Source organism: Caproiciproducens galactitolivorans (assembly GCF_029266045.1).
In the GTDB taxonomy this organism is placed as follows: domain Bacteria; phylum Bacillota; class Clostridia; order Oscillospirales; family Acutalibacteraceae; genus Caproiciproducens; species Caproiciproducens galactitolivorans.
Window position 1 is genome coordinate 265,996 of record NZ_JAJUFJ010000001.1, and the last position, 16,860, is coordinate 282,855.

Annotated in this window: 22 protein-coding genes; 2 read left to right on the top strand and 20 right to left on the bottom strand. The window is 46.9% G+C overall.

The window, feature by feature from the left end; translation table 11 throughout:
* The first annotated feature begins 63 nt into the window (after positions 1–63).
* Both P9B68_RS01275 and P9B68_RS01280 read left to right on the top strand, forming a co-directional pair.
* On the top strand, positions 64–309 hold the full coding sequence (locus tag P9B68_RS01275) for an IreB family regulatory phosphoprotein (protein ID WP_135659109.1): 246 nt from the start codon (positions 64–66) through the stop codon (positions 307–309).
* 62 nt (positions 310–371) lie between these two features.
* Positions 372–671 (top strand): hypothetical protein, encoded by a 300-nt coding sequence (locus P9B68_RS01280; protein WP_135659107.1) that lies wholly within the window; start codon positions 372–374, stop codon positions 669–671.
* 51 nt (positions 672–722) lie between these two features.
* Here P9B68_RS01280 and purD read toward each other — a convergent pair whose 3' ends face one another.
* The 20 genes from purD to P9B68_RS01380 form a co-directional block, all read right to left on the bottom strand.
* Positions 723–1,982, bottom strand: coding sequence for a phosphoribosylamine--glycine ligase (gene purD, locus P9B68_RS01285; protein WP_135659104.1), 1,260 nt, complete (start codon positions 1,980–1,982; stop codon positions 723–725).
* A 35-nt stretch (positions 1,983–2,017) separates the two neighbouring features.
* The gene (locus tag P9B68_RS01290) at positions 2,018–3,196 is read right to left on the bottom strand and encodes a phosphoribosylaminoimidazolecarboxamide formyltransferase (protein WP_277668317.1); all 1,179 of its coding nucleotides are present in this window, start codon (positions 3,194–3,196) and stop codon (positions 2,018–2,020) included.
* Positions 3,197–3,210: 14 nt separating this feature from the next.
* Complete coding sequence (locus P9B68_RS01295) at positions 3,211–3,909, bottom strand: IMP cyclohydrolase (protein WP_135659098.1); 699 nt, start codon at positions 3,907–3,909, stop codon at positions 3,211–3,213.
* On the bottom strand, positions 3,906–4,541 hold the full coding sequence (gene purN, locus P9B68_RS01300) for a phosphoribosylglycinamide formyltransferase (protein ID WP_135659096.1): 636 nt from the start codon (positions 4,539–4,541) through the stop codon (positions 3,906–3,908). Before purN ends, P9B68_RS01295 begins: the two co-directional genes overlap by 4 nt.
* Positions 4,535–5,569 carry a phosphoribosylformylglycinamidine cyclo-ligase gene (gene purM / locus P9B68_RS01305; RefSeq protein WP_135659094.1) on the bottom strand — a complete coding sequence of 345 codons (1,035 nt, stop codon included), beginning with the start codon at positions 5,567–5,569 and terminating at the stop codon, positions 4,535–4,537. Before purM ends, purN begins: the two co-directional genes overlap by 7 nt.
* Before the next feature lie 20 nt (positions 5,570–5,589).
* On the bottom strand, positions 5,590–6,096 hold the full coding sequence (gene purE, locus P9B68_RS01310; protein ID WP_277668318.1) for a 5-(carboxyamino)imidazole ribonucleotide mutase: 507 nt from the start codon (positions 6,094–6,096) through the stop codon (positions 5,590–5,592).
* Between the two features lie 312 nt (positions 6,097–6,408).
* The gene (locus P9B68_RS01315; protein ID WP_277668319.1) at positions 6,409–7,311 is read right to left on the bottom strand and encodes an SPFH domain-containing protein; all 903 of its coding nucleotides are present in this window, start codon (positions 7,309–7,311) and stop codon (positions 6,409–6,411) included.
* A 13-nt stretch (positions 7,312–7,324) separates the two neighbouring features.
* Positions 7,325–7,765 (bottom strand): NfeD family protein, encoded by a 441-nt coding sequence (locus P9B68_RS01320; protein WP_135659088.1) that lies wholly within the window; start codon positions 7,763–7,765, stop codon positions 7,325–7,327.
* A gap of 597 nt (positions 7,766–8,362) precedes the next feature.
* Complete coding sequence (gene groL / locus P9B68_RS01325) at positions 8,363–9,994, bottom strand: chaperonin GroEL (RefSeq protein ID WP_135657373.1); 1,632 nt, start codon at positions 9,992–9,994, stop codon at positions 8,363–8,365.
* 44 nt (positions 9,995–10,038) lie between these two features.
* Positions 10,039–10,323: a co-chaperone GroES gene (locus tag P9B68_RS01330; RefSeq protein ID WP_135657371.1), complete on the bottom strand. Its 285-nt coding sequence runs from the start codon at positions 10,321–10,323 to the stop codon at positions 10,039–10,041.
* A 357-nt stretch (positions 10,324–10,680) separates the two neighbouring features.
* The gene (locus P9B68_RS01335) at positions 10,681–11,799 is read right to left on the bottom strand and encodes a THUMP domain-containing class I SAM-dependent RNA methyltransferase (protein WP_135657369.1); all 1,119 of its coding nucleotides are present in this window, start codon (positions 11,797–11,799) and stop codon (positions 10,681–10,683) included.
* Between the two features lie 109 nt (positions 11,800–11,908).
* Entirely contained in the window at positions 11,909–12,442 is a 534-nt protein-coding gene (gene hpf, locus P9B68_RS01340; RefSeq protein WP_135657367.1) for a ribosome hibernation-promoting factor, HPF/YfiA family, read from the bottom strand.
* Between the two features lie 88 nt (positions 12,443–12,530).
* Positions 12,531–13,373, bottom strand: a complete 843-nt coding sequence (locus tag P9B68_RS01345) for a fumarate hydratase (protein WP_135657365.1) — start codon at positions 13,371–13,373, stop codon at positions 12,531–12,533.
* A gap of 11 nt (positions 13,374–13,384) precedes the next feature.
* A complete protein-coding gene (locus P9B68_RS01350; RefSeq protein WP_277668320.1) occupies positions 13,385–14,539 on the bottom strand; it encodes an amidohydrolase in 1,155 nt (384 codons plus the stop codon).
* A 50-nt stretch (positions 14,540–14,589) separates the two neighbouring features.
* Positions 14,590–15,027, bottom strand: a complete 438-nt coding sequence (locus P9B68_RS01355) for a S1 RNA-binding domain-containing protein (RefSeq protein ID WP_135657361.1) — start codon at positions 15,025–15,027, stop codon at positions 14,590–14,592.
* Positions 15,028–15,061: 34 nt separating this feature from the next.
* Positions 15,062–15,364, bottom strand: coding sequence for an FtsB family cell division protein (locus P9B68_RS01360; protein WP_135657359.1), 303 nt, complete (start codon positions 15,362–15,364; stop codon positions 15,062–15,064).
* Entirely contained in the window at positions 15,361–15,882 is a 522-nt protein-coding gene (yabQ, locus tag P9B68_RS01365; RefSeq protein WP_277668321.1) for a spore cortex biosynthesis protein YabQ, read from the bottom strand. The genes P9B68_RS01360 and yabQ overlap by 4 nt, the downstream gene beginning before the upstream one ends.
* A gap of 14 nt (positions 15,883–15,896) precedes the next feature.
* Positions 15,897–16,175 (bottom strand): sporulation protein YabP, encoded by a 279-nt coding sequence (gene yabP / locus P9B68_RS01370; protein ID WP_135657355.1) that lies wholly within the window; start codon positions 16,173–16,175, stop codon positions 15,897–15,899.
* 58 nt (positions 16,176–16,233) lie between these two features.
* Positions 16,234–16,494, bottom strand: coding sequence for an RNA-binding S4 domain-containing protein (locus P9B68_RS01375; protein WP_277668322.1), 261 nt, complete (start codon positions 16,492–16,494; stop codon positions 16,234–16,236).
* A gap of 68 nt (positions 16,495–16,562) precedes the next feature.
* Positions 16,563–16,838 carry an HU family DNA-binding protein gene (locus P9B68_RS01380; RefSeq protein ID WP_135657350.1) on the bottom strand — a complete coding sequence of 92 codons (276 nt, stop codon included), beginning with the start codon at positions 16,836–16,838 and terminating at the stop codon, positions 16,563–16,565.
* Between the last annotated feature and the right edge of the window lie 22 nt (positions 16,839–16,860).

Sequence of the window (16,860 nt, forward strand, 5' to 3'; positions counted from 1 at the left end):
CACAAAATAGTTCTTGAAATTATTGTATGTATGTTGTATGATGACATTGTTGGAGGTGTTTCCATGCTTGATAAAACAATGACCTTTTCACTCGGTAACGACCGTGAAGAGGATATTAAAAAAACACTCACCCAGGTGTACGATGCTTTGAAAGAAAAGGGGTACAACCCCATCAGCCAAATTGTTGGCTATATTCTTTCGGAAGATCCCACATATATTACTACACACAATAATGCGCGCAGCCTGATCCGCAAAATTGATCGCGACGAGTTGTTACAAGTATTATTAAAATCGTATTTAGGTGAGTAAATCACAGCACTTGTAAAGAAGCACTTATCATATGAATCGAATAATAAGGAGGACACTTTTGAATGAATGACTCTAAGGAGAGCACACCTCAGTTTCCAACCTATAAGGGCAAACCGTTGGTGCGCTGCGGTGATGTGATTTATTACGGAAGCATGAAAGATAAATATGTTGTCCGGCTTGAAATCAAAAGCAAAAAAAAAGTTAAGGACATGGACGTTGCCGATAAAGTAACCATTCAACTAATGTATACCGACCAAAACATCCGCGCACGGAAACAGATTGTAAAATCCAGCGAAAAAGAAGGATTATATTTAGCGATGGATATTGCGGACGCATGGCTTACAAGGGCTTTGGCTGAATAACAATAGATAAAAGGCGATACGGAATAACCGTATCGCCCTTTTCGTGCTTCTTTATTTTCCGATGTCGTGCCGGAAATGCGCGCCTTCGAAATGGATTTTATCTACTGCTTCATACGCCTTCCGCAACGCTTTCTCCAGCGTTTTTCCTAAAGCAGTAACGCCGAGCACACGCCCGCCGTTGGTATAAAACGCACCGTCTTTGCAGCTGGTTCCCGCATGGTATACGGTGGCGCCTTCCACCTGCCCGTTTTCGTCCAGTCCGGTTATTTCAAGCCCCTTGGCGTATTTTCCCGGGTAGCCGCCGGAAGCCATTACTACACAGGCACAGGCGTCGCTGCTCCACTCGATGGGCTGTTCTTCCAAGCGGCCGTCAATCACAGCGTTCAGAATATCGACAAAATCCGTTTTTAAACGCGGCAGCACAACCTGCGCTTCCGGATCACCGAAACGGGAATTGTATTCAATTACCTTCGGCCCGTCCTTTGTCAGCATTAGGCCAAAGTACAGACAGCCCTTAAACATCCTTCCCTCCGCGTTCATCGCTTGTATTGTGGGAAGAAAAATTGTATCCATACAGAGCTTGGCGATTTCTTCGGAATAGTAGGGGTTCGGGCTGACCGTTCCCATTCCCCCGGTATTCAGGCCCTTGTCGTTGTCAAGGGCACGCTTGTGATCCTTCGAGGAGACCATCGGTTTGACGCATTTGCCGTCAGTGAACGCTAAGACAGACACTTCCGGCCCCATAATAAATTCTTCGACGACAATCTGATTTCCGGAAGCGCCGAATACCTTGTCCTCCATAATGGATTTTACGGCATTCTCCGCTTCCTTGAAATCCGCGGCGATGATCACGCCTTTGCCAAGCGCCAGTCCGTCTGCTTTAATCACAATGGGATACTGCCCGTTCTTTCGGATATAGTCCAAAGCCTTGCCCGAATCGCTGAATACTTCGTAATTTGCAGTAGGAATATGATACCGCTTCATCAAATTCTTGGAAAACACCTTGCTGCTCTCGATGATTGCCGCATTGGAACGCGGTCCGAATGCACGGATTCCGTTTTCCTCCAGAGCGTCCACCATTCCGGCGGCAAGCGGGTCGTCCGGAGCAACAAACACCAGATCCATTTTCTTCTCTTTGGAAAACTTTACAACGCCGTCAATATCTGTTGCAGCAATATCCACACAGACTGCGTCCCGGGATATTCCTCCGTTCCCGGGCGCACAGTAGATTTCCGTTACTTTGGGGCTTTCCTTTAGCTTTCGGATAATTGCGTGCTCCCGACCTCCCCCGCCGATTACCAATATCTTCATCGCTTTCGCCTCAATTCCTTTTATTTACTTGTCAATTAATGGTGGAACAGCCGCACGCCGGTGAATGCCATGGCGATACCGTATTTATTGCAGGTGTCAATTACATGGTCGTCCCGAATAGAGCCGCCTGGCTGTGCAATATATTTCACGCCCGTCTTGTGCGCGCGCTCAATATTGTCGCCAAACGGGAAAAAGGCATCCGAACCAAGCGCAACATTCTGAAGGGTATCGAGCCACGCGCGCTTTTCTTCGCGGGTAAGCGGTTCCGGCTTTTCTGCAAACAGGTTCTGCCATGTGCCTTCCGCCAGAACATCCATATATTCCTCGGAAATATAAACGTCGATGGTATTGTCACGATCGGGACGGCGGATGCCTTCCTTAAACTTCAGACCAAGCACCTTCGGATGCTGGCGCAGGTACCATGTATCCGCTTTATTGCCCGCCAGGCGTGTGCAGTGAATTCGGGACTGCTGCCCCGCACCCACGCCGATAACCTGACCGCCTTTCGCATAGCAGACGGAATTCGACTGCGTATATTTTAGCGTAATCAATGCAATCAGCAAATCGCGCTTTGCGTTTTCCGGAATGTTTTTATTCTCGGTAACAACATTTTCGAGCATTTGGTTGTCAATTTTAACTTCGTTGCGGCCCTGTTCAAAAGTAATTCCGAATACGTCCTTGCATTCAATCGGCTCCGGCCGGTAATCGGGATCGATCGCAACGACATTATAACTGCCCTTACGTTTGGATTTGAGAATTTCCAGCGCTTCATCCGAATAGCCCGGCGCGATAATGCCGTCAGAAACCTCGCGTGCGATCAGCGTTGCGGTTTGCACGTCGCAGGGATCGGAAAGGGCAATCCAGTCGCCGTAGGAGGACATCCGGTCCGCTCCTCTGGCCATGGCGTATGCGCTGGCCAAAGGGGAAAGATCAAGATCGTCTACAAAATAAATCTTCTTTAAGGTATCGGAAAGCTCGGTTGCCACCGCGGCGCCCGCCGGGCTGACATGCTTAAAGGAAGCCGCCGCAGGCAACCCCGTCGCTTCCTTCAGCTCTTTCACAAGCTGCCAGCTATTGAAAGCGTCGAGAAAATTGATATAACCCGGTCTGCCGTTCAGCACCTGTACCGGCAAATCTCCGCCGTCTTTTCTGAAAATGCGCGACGGCTTTTGATTTGGATTGCATCCATATTTCAACGTAAGCTCGTTTGCCATTTCAACCTCTCCTGTCATTGATTTTTATTTACGATCCGTGTTTCTGTCGCCCCGGTTTCCAAATTGATGAACCGGGTAAAGAGTGAAACTTTATTGTCTTCGTTCAGGCTTTCCCATATTTTCCCGGTAAATTCGTCAATATCACCGGAAATGCCAACAAGTGTCGGTTCGCCTTCAAAAGACAGAAGCGGACTCCCGTCCCCGCAATAGGTATGGATAAAGTGACCTTCTCCGCTGACAGGAGAAGTATATTCAAAGAAATAACGCTGTACGGAATCCGGATTGCCGTTTGCGCTTTTCAGAATGGAAAGCCGGTAATCCCCCGATTTATCCATAATACAGGAAATGCGGGGCGTATAATTCGGCCCGTCGGGTTCAAAAGTACGCGTGCGCAGGGCGTCGGCAAAAGACTTACCTTCTTTCATAAACGCATAGATCGTGTCCGTCTGGTCGCCGTTTGTAACAATTGTCGTACCATCCAACACCCGCACCGGAGAATAGATAATCAAAGAAGGATCAACCAGCTTGGCGGGATCAAACGCTTCAGTTCGGATACCCTCGCCGTCCTGAACAAAAATACGGTTGCGGCTGTTTTCGCTGCGGCCCATGATAAAATAAGCAATGACCGCACACGAACCGATTCTTCCAGCGACAATCCCCCGACCAGGGTAAGCATTTGCTTTCAGATTTTCTAAAAGGCATTGTTTTTTCATATCGAATCCTCCCGAATCTTAGTTTTCCCGTTATGAACCGTTATTTTCCCTTCGCAAAATAGAGCAACCGCTTTAGGAAGCAATATCCATTCGGCCTGTTCCATCACCCTGCGCTGGAGAATTTCGGGCGTATCACCCTCAAGCACCTTCACCGCTTTCTGCAAAATAATCGGACCACCGTCACAGACCTCATTGACAAAATGTACTGTCGCGCCAGTCAGCTTTACGCCCCTTTCAAGCACCGCCCTATGTACCCGCAGGCCATAAAACCCTGCGCCGCAAAACGACGGAATCAGCGACGGGTGAACATTTATGATCTTATTTTCATAATGACGGATAACGTTATCGCTGATTATAGTCATGAAACCAGCAAGAACAATCAAACCGATTTGATAGCGACCCAAAATTCGAAGCAGCGCCGCATCATAGTCTTCCTGGGTGGAATATTCTTTCCGGATGAGTGTTTCCGTTGGAATTCCGGCTTTTTTCGCGCGCTCCAGCGCGTAGGCCTCCGCCTTGCTGGAAATGACAACCGCAATTCTGCCGCCCAGTATCTCGGAACGGTTCTGGGCGTCAATCAGCGCCTGCAAATTCGTGCCGCCGCCGGATACCAGCACGGCAATATTCAACATAGGGATACCCCTTCCCCGCCGCTGACAACACTTCCGATGATATAGGCCTGTTCGCCCATGGAATTCAGCTCTTGAACCGCCGTATCGGCCTGGTTCTTCGAAACTGCCATACACATACCGATTCCCATGTTGAACGTATTGTACATTTCGCGTTCCGGAATATTCCCCTCACGCTGCAGCACGGAAAAGACCGGCAGCTTCGGCAGGGACGCAAGCTCAATTTTCGCAGTAGTATCCGGTTTAAGCATGCGTGGGATATTTTCAAAAAATCCGCCGCCGGTAATATGGGAAATTGCTTTGATACAGACTTTTTCCATCAGCGCAAGCACCGGTTTTACATAAATTTTTGTCGGCGTTAGAAGCTCTTCGCCAAGTGTATGACCGAATTCATCGATATGCATATTGATGTTCTTTTCACTAATATTGAAGATTTTGCGAACAAGCGAGAAACCGTTGGAATGGACGCCGGATGAGCGCAGGCCAATCAGTACGTCGCCCACTTCAATCTGCGATCCGTCGATTATTTTTTCGCGATCCACTATGCCCACGGAAAAGCCGGCAAGGTCGTATTCGTCGACCGGATAAAAGCCGGGCATTTCTGCGGTTTCCCCGCCGATCAGCGCACAGTTGGACTGCACACAGCCTTCCGCCACGCCGGATACGATCTGCGCGACTTTTTCCGGGAAATTTTTCCCTACAGCAAGATAATCTAGGAAAAACAGCGGCTTTGCCCCGCAGCAAACCACATCGTTTACACACATGGCGACGCAGTCAATGCCAATGGTGTCATGCTTGTCCATTAAAAAAGCAATTTTCAGTTTTGTTCCCACACCGTCCGTGCCGCTCACGAATACAGGCGTTTTCATTCCCGACAGATCGGGCTGAAACAGGCCGCCGAAGCCGCCGAGCCCGGAAACAACGCCCGGTATGTTTGTACGCGCAACATGGCTTTTCATGAGTTCAACCGCTTTATATCCCGCAGTAACATCCACTCCGGCCGCCTTATAGCTGTCGCTGAAACTTTTCATTTTTATCCTCCCTACTCCTGTCACAGTTCCTGAACCTTTGCCTGTATTGCCGCGTCCTTCTGCGCAACGCCCTGTGCCATTTGCTTTTTCATTTCCACCAGCTTTGCGGCAAGGGTTTCATCGGAAAGAGCAAGGATTTGCGCAGCAAGAATGGCCGCATTGTCCGCGCCGTCAATTGCCACGGTAGCAACCGGAATGCCGCTTGGCATCTGTACGGTGGCTAAAAGTGCATCCAGCCCGTCCAGCGTTGACGACTTAATCGGAATCCCGATAACCGGAAGGGTCGTATGCGCGGCAAGTACGCCCGCCAAATGCGCTGCCTTTCCTGCCGCGGCGATGATGACGCCGAAACCGTTCTTCACAGCGGAAGCGGAGAACTCCGCCGCTGCCTGCGGCGTCCTGTGAGCGGACATTACGTGTACCTCCATGGGAATGTCCAGTAATTTTAAACGCTTTACAGCGGCTGAAACGGTTGGAAAGTCGCTGTCACTACCCATAATAATCGCTGCCTTTTTTACACCCATCATTACACTCTCCTATTGTTTTCGTCGGCCCGTAAAAAGAACATAAAAAGAAGGCTGCACCCCACGAAAAGGCACAGCCTAAGCTTATGATAACAAACGGGATATTGGCGCAACTCGACAATGAATTCCTTGCATTTCAAAATTGCTGGAAACGGAAAATCCTGTCATTTGCGTTCCCTCCGACAACTTATGATATATTTATTGTAGGGGATTCAAACCTGAATTTCAATAGATGATCGTACGAAAAATTATTTTTGTACAGAACTATTGCTGTAAGGTATGAACCTCGGCATTACTTTGTATAATATGCCGCCGCTATTCTGCCGGTTTCGGTTCATCTGCGACCAATTCCTTTACGGAGGCTGCCAAGCCGGCTATAGATTGGATATTGGAAGGAATAATAAGCTTTGTTGCTTTGCCATCGGCAGCCTTTGCAAATGCGTCTAGGCTCTTCAGGGCAATAACGCCGTCGCGCGGGTTTGCTTCGTTCAAAAGCTTGATACTGTCCGCGTAAGCCTGCTGTACCAGCAGGATTGCCTGCGCTTCACCCTGTGCTTCACGAATCTTGGATTCCTTCTTCGCTTCGGCACGCAGGATCGCGGATTCTTTTTCACCTTCGGCAATCAGAATCGCACTACTCTTTTCGCCTTCCGCCGTCAGAATCTGCGCACGGCGTTCACGCTCAGCCTTCATCTGCTTCTCCATAGATTCCTGAATTTCCTTCGGCGGGATGATATTCTTCAGTTCAACACGGTTTACCTTAATGCCCCAGGCATCGGTTGCCTCATCGAGGATAGTGCGGATTTTCGTATTGATTACGTCACGGGAAGTAAGCGTGTGATCCAATTCCAGCTCACCGATAATATTACGCAATGTCGTGGCGGATAAATTTTCAATTGCAGAAATCGGGCGTTCAACACCATAAGCATACAACTTCGGATCCGTTATCTGGAAATAAACAACCGTATCGATCTGCATGGTAACGTTATCCTTTGTAATAACAGGCTGGGGCGGGAAATCAATCACCTGTTCCTTTAAAGATACTTTTTTCGCAACCTTATCGATGAACGGAATCTTGAAATGAAGCCCGGTTAACCATGTGCTATTGTAGGCGCCTAAACGCTCAATAACATAAGAATGTGCCTGCGGAACGACCTTAATATTCGTAATAAAAATTATAATGACGACAATGATTAAAAATAACAAAATATAACCCATTAAAAAATCCTCCTTATTTATGGATGGGTGCTACAATCAGTTTTACTCCTTCAATGGAGTTGATTCGTACATTTTCTCCCGTTTGAATAATGGAACCGTCCTCGCTGCGCGCGGTCCAGATACTGCCACGGACTTTTACCTGGCCAACGCCGAGGGTATTATTGATTTCAGCAATGACAAGGCCTGTTTCACCAATATAGCGACCGGTATTCGTATCCTCCTTTTTAAAACGCATCAGTTTTCCAACAACCGGCCTCGTCGCTATTAATGTAACCGTCGTCACCCCAGCGAAGAAAACGGTTTGGAGCCACATCGGAGCGCCTAAAAGATTCGCAATCAGCGCGGCCACACCGCCTATTACAAACCAAATTGACACAAGCTGTGCGGTTAACCCTTCCAGAATTGCAGCAATAATGATTACTCCAAGCCAGATATACGGTAAATATGCTTCCATGTTACCACCCCTTTCCTGATTGTAGTTGCTATCTTATCACAAATCGGATTTCAACACAAAGACGGTAATAAGCTAAAAAAACCGAATTTAACGCATTTTCATGGAATCCGCCATACCGTCTTATGGAATCGAATCGGGGCGAAATGGCTCGAGTTGGTTCACATCCGCTTGATAATTTTTATTGTAGAAAAACATATAATCTTATAGCCCATTATACTATAGTTGGAAATAAAAGGGAATGTTTTATTTTGAAAATAGAGGCGTCACTTCAAAATTCTCTCTATAATTAACAAACGGCCTTTCTTTTTGAAAGAAGAACCTCCACTTTTTCATAATTTTTTCTTCTTGCGCACAACCATATATTTATGCGTAAGCCTTTTCTCAAGGCATTGGGATCATTTCTCCCGATATAATTCTTATATTGTATATCGACCTCCTGCTATCGTAGTTGCATATCTTTCAAATTTCCAATTAAGGTATAGGAGCAGAACGTCACGGAGGTTAATGAAAATAAACCGATGGATTTTATAGCATAAAAAACGGACGCCAAAAATGACGTCCGTTTTTTGTTGAAATTCAATTTTATTGTCCGAGAAATTAATACATGCCGCCCATGCCCGGGTCTGCCGGAGCAGCCGGTGCCGATGCGGGCTCTTTCTTATCCGCAACAAGGGACTCTGTGGTAAGCACCATTGCCGCAACAGAGGAAGCATTCTGCAGCGCGGAACGGGTTACCTTAGTCGGGTCGACAACACCGAAGGAAATCATATCGCCATATTCTTCGGTAAGGGCATTGAAGCCGTAGCCAACCTTATTGGCACTCTTAATGTGGTCAACAATGACAGAACCATCCAGACCTGCGTTCGCTGCGATTTGACGAACCGGCTCTTCGAGAGCTTTCAGAATAATCTTTGCACCTGTCTTTTCGTCACCCTCGCAAGCGTCAACAACCTTCTGAACATCTTTAATTGTATCGAGTAAAGCAACGCCGCCGCCTGCTACGATACCCTCTTCAACGGCCGCTTTGGTAGCCGCAAGAGCATCTTCAATGCGGAGCTTCTGCTCTTTCATTTCTACTTCGGTAGCAGCGCCGACCTTGATAACCGCTACGCCGCCGGAAAGCTTTGCAAGGCGCTCCTGGAGCTTTTCACGGTCAAAGTCGGAAGTTGTTGTGGAGATCTGCGAACGAATCTGGGCAACTCTCGCTTTGATATCATCCTTATTACCCATACCGTCGACAATGATGGTATTTTCTTTGTCAATCTTAACCTGACGGGCACGACCAAGCTGTTCGATCGTTGTATTCTTAAGCTCCAGCCCCAGCTCTTCAGAGATAACCTGACCGCCTGTCAGAACAGCGATATCGCGGAGCATCTCTTTTCTTCTGTCGCCAAAGCCGGGAGCCTTAACGCCAACGCAGGTGAATGTGCCGCGAAGCTTGTTCAGAATCAGGGTGGTGAGAGCCTCGCCCTCAATATCCTCTGCGATAATAACGAGCTTCTTGCCGGACTGAACAATCTTTTCCAGAAGCGGGAGAATTTCCTGAATATTGGAAATCTTCTTATCTGTAATTAAAAGATAAGCGTCATCGATAACCGCTTCCATTTTTTCGGTATCGGTTACCATATAGGGGGTAATATAACCGCGGTCGAACATCATGCCTTCGACAACTTCAGAATATGTTTCCGCTGTCTTGGATTCTTCAACAGTAATAACGCCATCGGAAGTAACCTTCTCCATTGCTTCGGAAATCAGCTTGCCAATGAATTCATTGGAAGCGGAAATCGTTGCAACACGGGCAATATCTTCGGAACCGTCAACTTTCTTGGAATGCTCTTTCAGGGATTTTACGGCTGCGTCAACCGCTTTCTGAATACCTCTGCGAATAATCATCGGGTTTGCGCCAGCAGCTACGTTTTTCATGCCTTCGCGCATAATCGCCTGAGCAAGCAGTGTTGCTGTTGTGGTACCGTCACCGGCAACATCGTTTGTCTTGGTAGCAACTTCCTTTACAAGCTGCGCACCCATATTCTCAAACGGGTCGTCCAGCTCAACTTCTTTGGCAATGGTTACACCATCGTTTGTAATGAGGGGAGCGCCGAACTTCTTATCAAGAACAACATTTCTTCCCTTTGGGCCAAGAGTAATTTTTACTGTATCGGCAAGCTGGTTAATGCCGCTTAAAAGCGCCTTTCTGGCATCTTCACCGTAAATAATCTGTTTAGCCATCTATATATTACCTCCAATAATATAAAATTATAAAAACAAGCCGATTATTCAACGACCGCTAAAACATCGCTCTGACGTACGATCGTATATTCCTGATCATCCAGTTTAACTTCGGTACCGGAATATTTGCTGGTAATGACCTTGTCACCCTTTTTCACGTACATTTTTACTTCTTTGCCGTCCACAACACCGCCCGGTCCTACTTCAATTACTTCAGCAATCTGTGGCTTTTCCTTTGCAGAACCGGCAAGAAGAATGCCGCTTTTCGTTGTTTCTTCGGCTTCTTGCATTTTGATTAAAATTCTGTCTGCCAATGGTTTAATGGTCATAATATGTCCTCCTTCAAATCATTTGATCTTTTAGCACTCATTACACCCGAGTGCTAAGATATATTTTATATACTTGCTTGCAGAAAATCAAGAGCTTTTTTACTAAAATCTGCGATTTAATAAAATATTTACAATTTTATTAAAAAACTCCGGTTTTCCAAACATTCTGATGTAATCATTTCCAAATTTAAGGAAAAAATTCCTGTTTCCGTTTTTTTCTTCTAGCAATTCCTCTGGTATTTTATTTGGCGTATCGCCGCCTGCAGCATAAATCTTCTGCAACGAAATTCCCTTTCCGCTCTCCGCCGCTTACGGCGTTTGCAAGAAATCAAGGGACGCATATTAACGAAACCGGGATCATTTAAAATACATATAATACTGGCATTTAATCATCCCGTTATAAAGCTTTCTGCGTCGGTCCGCCTTTCTGCCAAAGCATTCCTCAAACTTTTCATCCGGGCTGATGATCGAATAACTCCACCCGTGCTTTTTCACAAACACCTTCCCCATCGTCCGGTAAAGTTCTTCTGCCTGACGAATATCCAGCAGGCGTTCCCCATAAGGCGGGTTGCAGATCACACAGCCGTATTCCCCAATGGACCGGAAGTCCTTAATCGACCGTTTTTCGGCGTGAATCCGCGAAATAACACCAGCCTTTTTTGCATTTTCAAGCGTAAGCGCTATGGCGGCGCCATCAATATCGTAGCCATAGGCTGTGAACAGCGCGTCATGCATTATAAGGCTTTGCGCTCGTTCCTTTTCTCTCCGCCAAATGTCCGGGCGGATTTGCGCCCACTGTTCGGCGGAAAAACGGCGGCGCAGCCCCGGCGCAATATTCAGCGCATACAGGGTGGCTTCAATCAGTATGGTTCCAGAGCCACAAAACGGGTCGATGAAATGGGCGTCATGCCGCACGCGCGACAGATGCACCATACAGGCGGCAAGGGTTTCCTTAATTGGCGCTTCCGTAGAAGCGGCGCGGTAACCCCGCTTGTGCAACCCTTCCCCGGAAGTGTCGATCATAACGCTTACATTGTCTTTCATGATTAGAAACTGAATCTGATACAATGCGCCCGTTTCTTCAAACCAATTCAATTTATATTTCTGTTTCAGGCGCTCCACAATCGCCTTTTTAATAATGGACTGGCAATCCGGAATACTGGTAAGTTTGGAATTCAGGCTTCGCCCTTTTACAGGGAAACGATCGTTTTTGCCAATCCACTCCTCCCAGGGGAGCGCTTTCACGCTCTGAAACAGCTCCTCAAAGCTCCGTGCCGGGAAGCTTCCCATTTGAACAAGGACCCGCTCGCTAAAACGGGAACCGATGTTTGCGCGCGCAAGCATTTCTTCGGAACCGTCAAAAAGAACGCGCCCGTTTTGCGGTTCAACATTCTGCGCGTCCATCTTTCTTAATTCATCTGCAACCAAACCTTCCACACCAAGAAGGCAGGGGCATACAAGTTTAAAATTATGCATGTTTCTCTCCATAAAAACGAAATATGGGGCTGCGACGGTACGCAGCCCCGAATTTGGATAAGCTCTTTTCCGTTAGGCACCATTCTTATTCAATCGGCGCGATATTCTATTATTCCACGTCCGGTTCCAATAATCCGTAATTTCCATCCTTACGTTTGTAAACCACGTTAATTTCCCCGGTCGTTTCATTGCGGAACATGAAGAATTGATGATCAAGGAGGTTCATTTGTAAAATAGCTTCCTCAATACTAAGCGGTTTTACAAAGAAATGCTTTGTACGCACAATCTTATATTCATCCGGTTCTTCTTCAGTATGGAGATAATCCTGCACATATTGATCCAAAGCGGCAGAATGGATTTCTTTTTCAAGCCGCGTTTTATTTTTGCGAATCTGTCTTCCAAGGGCACTAATCACCTTATCCAGCGCATCATTCATTTCAAAATCCGTTTCCTCGGCCCGATAGATCCTGCTGCCTGATTTGATCGTAATTTCAACGGTCTGGCGGTTCCTTTCAACTGTTACAACAACATTTGCCTGTGCATCTTCGTCAAAGATTCTGTCAAAACGGGAAAGCTTTTTTGTGGCAAGTTCTTTAAAATTATCCCTCAAATTCACTTTCCTTCCAGTAATCGAAACCTTCATATGAGCATCTCCTTTTTCTAGAATTGAGGAAAGAACATCCGCTAACTATAATATACCATAATCTTCTATTAAAAGAAAGTATCCGTGTCTAAATCGTAATCTTTTTGTGACGGGTCACATGGCAACCTACATTAACCGCCACAGGCAAACCTGCAATATGCGTAGGATACTGCTCTATATTCACGGCGAGAGCCGTGGTTATTCCCCCGAACCCCTGCGGCCCAATATTCAGTTCGTTGATCCTACTGAGCATTCTGGTTTCCAACTCCGCGTAAAACGGATCGGGGTTCCGCTCAGACACCGGGCGGCAAAGCGCCTTTTTTGCAAGCAGAGCGCACTTTTCAAAATCCCCGCCGATTCCAACGCCAAGTACAATCGGCGGGCACGGATTGCTGCCGGCCGTACGGACGGTATCGGTTACGAAATCGAGGATGTCGTCTACGCTAGCTGACGGAGTAAACATTTTTATCCGGCTCATGTTTTCGCTTCCAAACCCCTTCGGGGCCGCGGTTAGCACAAGCTTGTCTCCAGGTATGATGCGGGTATGCAGGATTGCCGGCGTGTTGTCGCCGGTATTACCGCGCCGAATGGGGTCCGCAACAACCGAACAGCGCAGGAGGCCTTCCAGATAGCCTTGATGTACGCCTTCATTGACCGCGTCCTCAAAGGAACCGCCAGTAATATGGACCTCCTGCCCGACTTCCGCAAACACAACCGCCATGCCCGTATCCTGGCAAACGGGGATGTTCAGTTCCTTCGCCGCTTTCATATTTTCACATAAATCGCAAAGGACTTCCCTGCCGATCCCAGAGGTTTCTTTTTCTGCCGCAGCTGCAATGCAGCTCTCAAGATCGGACGGCAAGACGCGGTTTGCGTCAATAAAAAGGGACTTAACCGCAACTGTAATTTCTGAAACGTCAATTTCTCTCATCGTCTTTCTCCTTATAACATAATTTTCCCGTCGGCGATTACATGGACTGGCTTCGACGTCATTTGAAGGGGATCCGAATCAAAAATGACCAGATCCGCATCTTTTCCAACTTGAATGGACCCTACCCGCTGATCGATCCCGCAAATTTTGGCAGGGTTAATGGTAATAGCCTTTAAAGCTTCTTCATAATCCATTCCTTCCCGAACAGCTAGTGCCGCACACGTTGGAAGGTACTGCAAAGGAATAACGGGATGGTCGGTAATAATCGCAGTAAAAACCCCCGCTTTCGAGAGGATACCCGGATTCGCGGGCGTCTGGTTTTTTAACTCCGGCTTTGAACGGTCGCAGAGATATGGGCCGGCAAGCACGCGCACGCCTTCTTTTGCTAGGGTATCCGCAATCAGGTGTCCCTCCGTTCCATGGACAATGACGTAATTGAGATGGAACTCGTTCGCAATCCGGATAGCGGTGTAGATATCGTCGGAACGGTGTGCATGGAAATGTACTTCCGTTTCTCCCCGAAGCACAGGCAGAAGCGCTTCCGATTTGATATCAAATTCCGGTGCTTCAAAATCTTCGTCGTTTTTCGAGCGCTCCAGATCCTCCATATAACGTTTCGCTTTAAATAATTCCTCGCGAATAAGCGCCGCCGTAGCCATTCTGGTGGAGGGCGTTTGGCTTTTCCCATGATAGACGGATTTCGGATTTTCGCCAAGCGCCATCTTCATCGCGACCGGTGCTTTCACAATCATATCATCCACACGGGAACCGGAGGTTTTCATCGCCGCAAGCTGCCCGCCGATCGGATTCGCGCTGCCGGGGCCGGTTACAACCGTCGTTATGCCCGCCGCCAGCGCCTCGGAAAAGCAGCGATCCATGGGGTTGATCGCGTCAATTGCACGAAGCTGCGGGGTTATGGGGTCAGTTTCCTCATTTCCATCATCCCCTTCAAAGCAAAGGCCGTCTTCCCACATGCCAAGATGCGTATGGGCGTCGATAAAGCCGGGATACACCCCGGCGCCGTGAACATCCAGAACCTCTTCGTCTTTTATTGGTTTATCCGTACGGGAACCAATCGCTGCGATTTTATTCGCTTTTATATGTATCCAGCCGTTGTCGATCGTATCCCCTGCCATCGTATGGATTTTTGCATTCGTAATTAACATCGTTTACCTCCAAAAAAAGCGGAGTGCGCAACACTCCGCTTAAAATTATATCAATTGATTTTGGAACCGTGCTTGGAAAAACCGCCGCGTTTCGATTCCACGCATCTTTTAAGATCGGAAATCTTTTCATCGCTTGTCTGCTTGAACTTGGAGATCATATCCTCAAAGCTGGCAGATTCGTTTCTCCGGCTCTGCCATTCATAATTTCCGGGCCGTGCCAAACGAGGAGCCGGCGTGCTGCTCTTTGGTGTGGGCGCAACCGCCTTCTTCATGGAAAGGCTTACTTTTCCATCCTCGCTGATGCTCAAAACTTTTACTTTTACAATTTGATTTTCGGTTACAAAATCACGGATTTCCTTAACAAAAGTTGGAGCTACCTCCGAAATGTGAACCATACCGGTTTTTCCTCCCGGCAATTCAACAAAGGCACCGAATTTTGTAATCCCCGTAACTTTACCCTCCAGGATGGTTCCTACCTCAAGCTGCATATGTAAGTGATTTCCTCCTTAATAATTAGAGAGATCAATTCCCCGCAATATTGACAAACACGCGCTCTCCCGGCTTTGCAAAATTAAGACTTTCCCGTGCAACACGCTCAATATAATCGCTGTTCTCATTGGCCCCAGCCTGTAAAGCATGTTTTATATCTTCATTTTTCATTTGCTGGATAGCAATTTTTTGTTTAATTGCATCCAACTCCTGACGTTTTTGACTAATCAGGAGTTGCTGGTTAATAAGCGCGATCGTGGCGTACACCGCAAATGAAAAAACAGCAAGACGAAGCAAAAGGCTCCTTTGGGGTTTTCTGTTTTTAATAACTTTCATTTGGCAGAGCCGCCCCCTTTTTGCTTAACCCTCTCTCTCACTATACCTATACATTGATTATACACTATAGAACGGCAATGTTTCAAGCGTTTTTTCGGAATTGCCGCTAGTATTTTTATATTCTTCACAATTATTCCAATCATTTGGGCGATGAAATGAGATATTTTCGAATTAACCCATTGAATCGGGCTGATAATATACCTTTTCACAATTTTTGAGAGGAACCGAAATACCTGAAGAGTTACAAATCCAACGGTTAAAAAATAAAAGCACCATCCAATGCCTTCTCCTGCCAATATGTAAAACCGCACATCCCCATAATTGACCCCTAAAGCCACCAGAAACGTAACAAAAGCAACGACAACCATATAAAAGAGATCCTGACAAAAAACCGCGCGCTGTTCGGATTGGAAAACCGTCCGGAAAATACGAAAGACATCATAAAACGCGCCTAAAAAAAAGCCAGCTGCAATCGATATCAAAAACCCCTGAAACTGCCAAGTGAGTGTAACGTTCAAGCAACCTCACTCCTCTATTTGAACAGCTTTGTCAAAAAGCCGCCCGACGGCTGATTGTCCGAATAGGACAACGAACTGATTTCACCGTTCAGAGTAAGCTCCCCGGTTTCGATATTCAGTCTATTAATTTGCAGTTTGGTTCCCTTGATAATGAGCTGCCCCAAATCCGTATAAGCAATGATCGTCTGTTCGTCAAAGCTGTCAACATTAGAAACACCCGTCGCAGTAAGCACCCGGCGGTTTTCAAGAATCAAATTCTGCGGGCCTTTAACAGACTTTTTTTCTTCTGCCATTTCAAAACCCTCCTACTCATTCATACCAATTTGTATGCATAAGCGGAGGGACATATACTTAAAGGTTTGCCGACCCGTCGTCCAATATTCTGTACATATCCGACGCGGTTTCCTTTTTGGCGTATTCGTTTACGCTGAGCACTTCGGCCTTTATGTTGCGCGAACCAAGCTGCAATTCCAGGATGTCGCCAACCTTTACGTCGTAGGAAGCGCGGGCGGGTTTCCCGTTCACCAGCACGCGCCCGGCATCGCAGGCCTCGTTTGCAATGGTACGCCGCTTAATAATTCTTGATACTTTTAAATACTTATCCAGTCGCATACTATCCTCTCATATAAAAAGGCCGTAACAGCAAATTTGTTACAGCCTTTAAAACCCAAAAATAAAATTTATTTTGCTGTAGCGTCCTTAAACGCCTTTCCGGCTTTAAATGCAGGCACTCTGGATGCAGGAATAGTAATCGGAGAATTTGTTCTCGGGTCACGGCCTTGTCTTTCACTACGGCTGCGTACTTCAAAAGTACCAAAACCAACAATCTGTACTTTTTCGCCTTCGGCAACAGCGTTAACGATTGTGTCAATCATTGCATTAACAGCATTATCTGCATCCTTTTTGGACATACCTGCTTTTTCAGCAACAGCAGCAATTAATTCTGTTTTGTTCATAAATTTGACCTCCGTTTTTTTA

Coding starts and splice junctions, on each gene's coding strand:
- purE (WP_277668318.1), bottom strand. CDS start 6,096: ATGATGGGTGTAAAAAAGGCAGCGATTATTATGGGTAGTGACAGCGAC.
- P9B68_RS01290 (WP_277668317.1), bottom strand. CDS start 3,196: ATGGCAAACGAGCTTACGTTGAAATATGGATGCAATCCAAATCAAAAG.
- hpf (WP_135657367.1), bottom strand. CDS start 12,442: ATGAAGGTTTCGATTACTGGAAGGAAAGTGAATTTGAGGGATAATTTT.
- P9B68_RS01320 (WP_135659088.1), bottom strand. CDS start 7,765: ATGGAAGCATATTTACCGTATATCTGGCTTGGAGTAATCATTATTGCT.
- P9B68_RS01360 (WP_135657359.1), bottom strand. CDS start 15,364: ATGAAAGTTATTAAAAACAGAAAACCCCAAAGGAGCCTTTTGCTTCGT.
- purM (WP_135659094.1), bottom strand. CDS start 5,569: ATGAAAAGTTTCAGCGACAGCTATAAGGCGGCCGGAGTGGATGTTACT.
- P9B68_RS01280 (WP_135659107.1), top strand. CDS start 372: ATGAATGACTCTAAGGAGAGCACACCTCAGTTTCCAACCTATAAGGGC.
- P9B68_RS01275 (WP_135659109.1), top strand. CDS start 64: ATGCTTGATAAAACAATGACCTTTTCACTCGGTAACGACCGTGAAGAG.
- P9B68_RS01350 (WP_277668320.1), bottom strand. CDS start 14,539: ATGTTAATTACGAATGCAAAAATCCATACGATGGCAGGGGATACGATC.
- P9B68_RS01380 (WP_135657350.1), bottom strand. CDS start 16,838: ATGAACAAAACAGAATTAATTGCTGCTGTTGCTGAAAAAGCAGGTATG.
- P9B68_RS01335 (WP_135657369.1), bottom strand. CDS start 11,799: ATGCATAATTTTAAACTTGTATGCCCCTGCCTTCTTGGTGTGGAAGGT.
- P9B68_RS01315 (WP_277668319.1), bottom strand. CDS start 7,311: ATGGGTTATATTTTGTTATTTTTAATCATTGTCGTCATTATAATTTTT.
- purD (WP_135659104.1), bottom strand. CDS start 1,982: ATGAAGATATTGGTAATCGGCGGGGGAGGTCGGGAGCACGCAATTATC.
- P9B68_RS01295 (WP_135659098.1), bottom strand. CDS start 3,909: ATGAAAAAACAATGCCTTTTAGAAAATCTGAAAGCAAATGCTTACCCT.
- P9B68_RS01330 (WP_135657371.1), bottom strand. CDS start 10,323: ATGACCATTAAACCATTGGCAGACAGAATTTTAATCAAAATGCAAGAA.
- yabP (WP_135657355.1), bottom strand. CDS start 16,175: ATGGCAGAAGAAAAAAAGTCTGTTAAAGGCCCGCAGAATTTGATTCTT.
- purN (WP_135659096.1), bottom strand. CDS start 4,541: ATGTTGAATATTGCCGTGCTGGTATCCGGCGGCGGCACGAATTTGCAG.
- P9B68_RS01355 (WP_135657361.1), bottom strand. CDS start 15,027: ATGCAGCTTGAGGTAGGAACCATCCTGGAGGGTAAAGTTACGGGGATT.
- P9B68_RS01345 (WP_135657365.1), bottom strand. CDS start 13,373: ATGAGAGAAATTGACGTTTCAGAAATTACAGTTGCGGTTAAGTCCCTT.
- P9B68_RS01375 (WP_277668322.1), bottom strand. CDS start 16,494: ATGCGACTGGATAAGTATTTAAAAGTATCAAGAATTATTAAGCGGCGT.
- groL (WP_135657373.1), bottom strand. CDS start 9,994: ATGGCTAAACAGATTATTTACGGTGAAGATGCCAGAAAGGCGCTTTTA.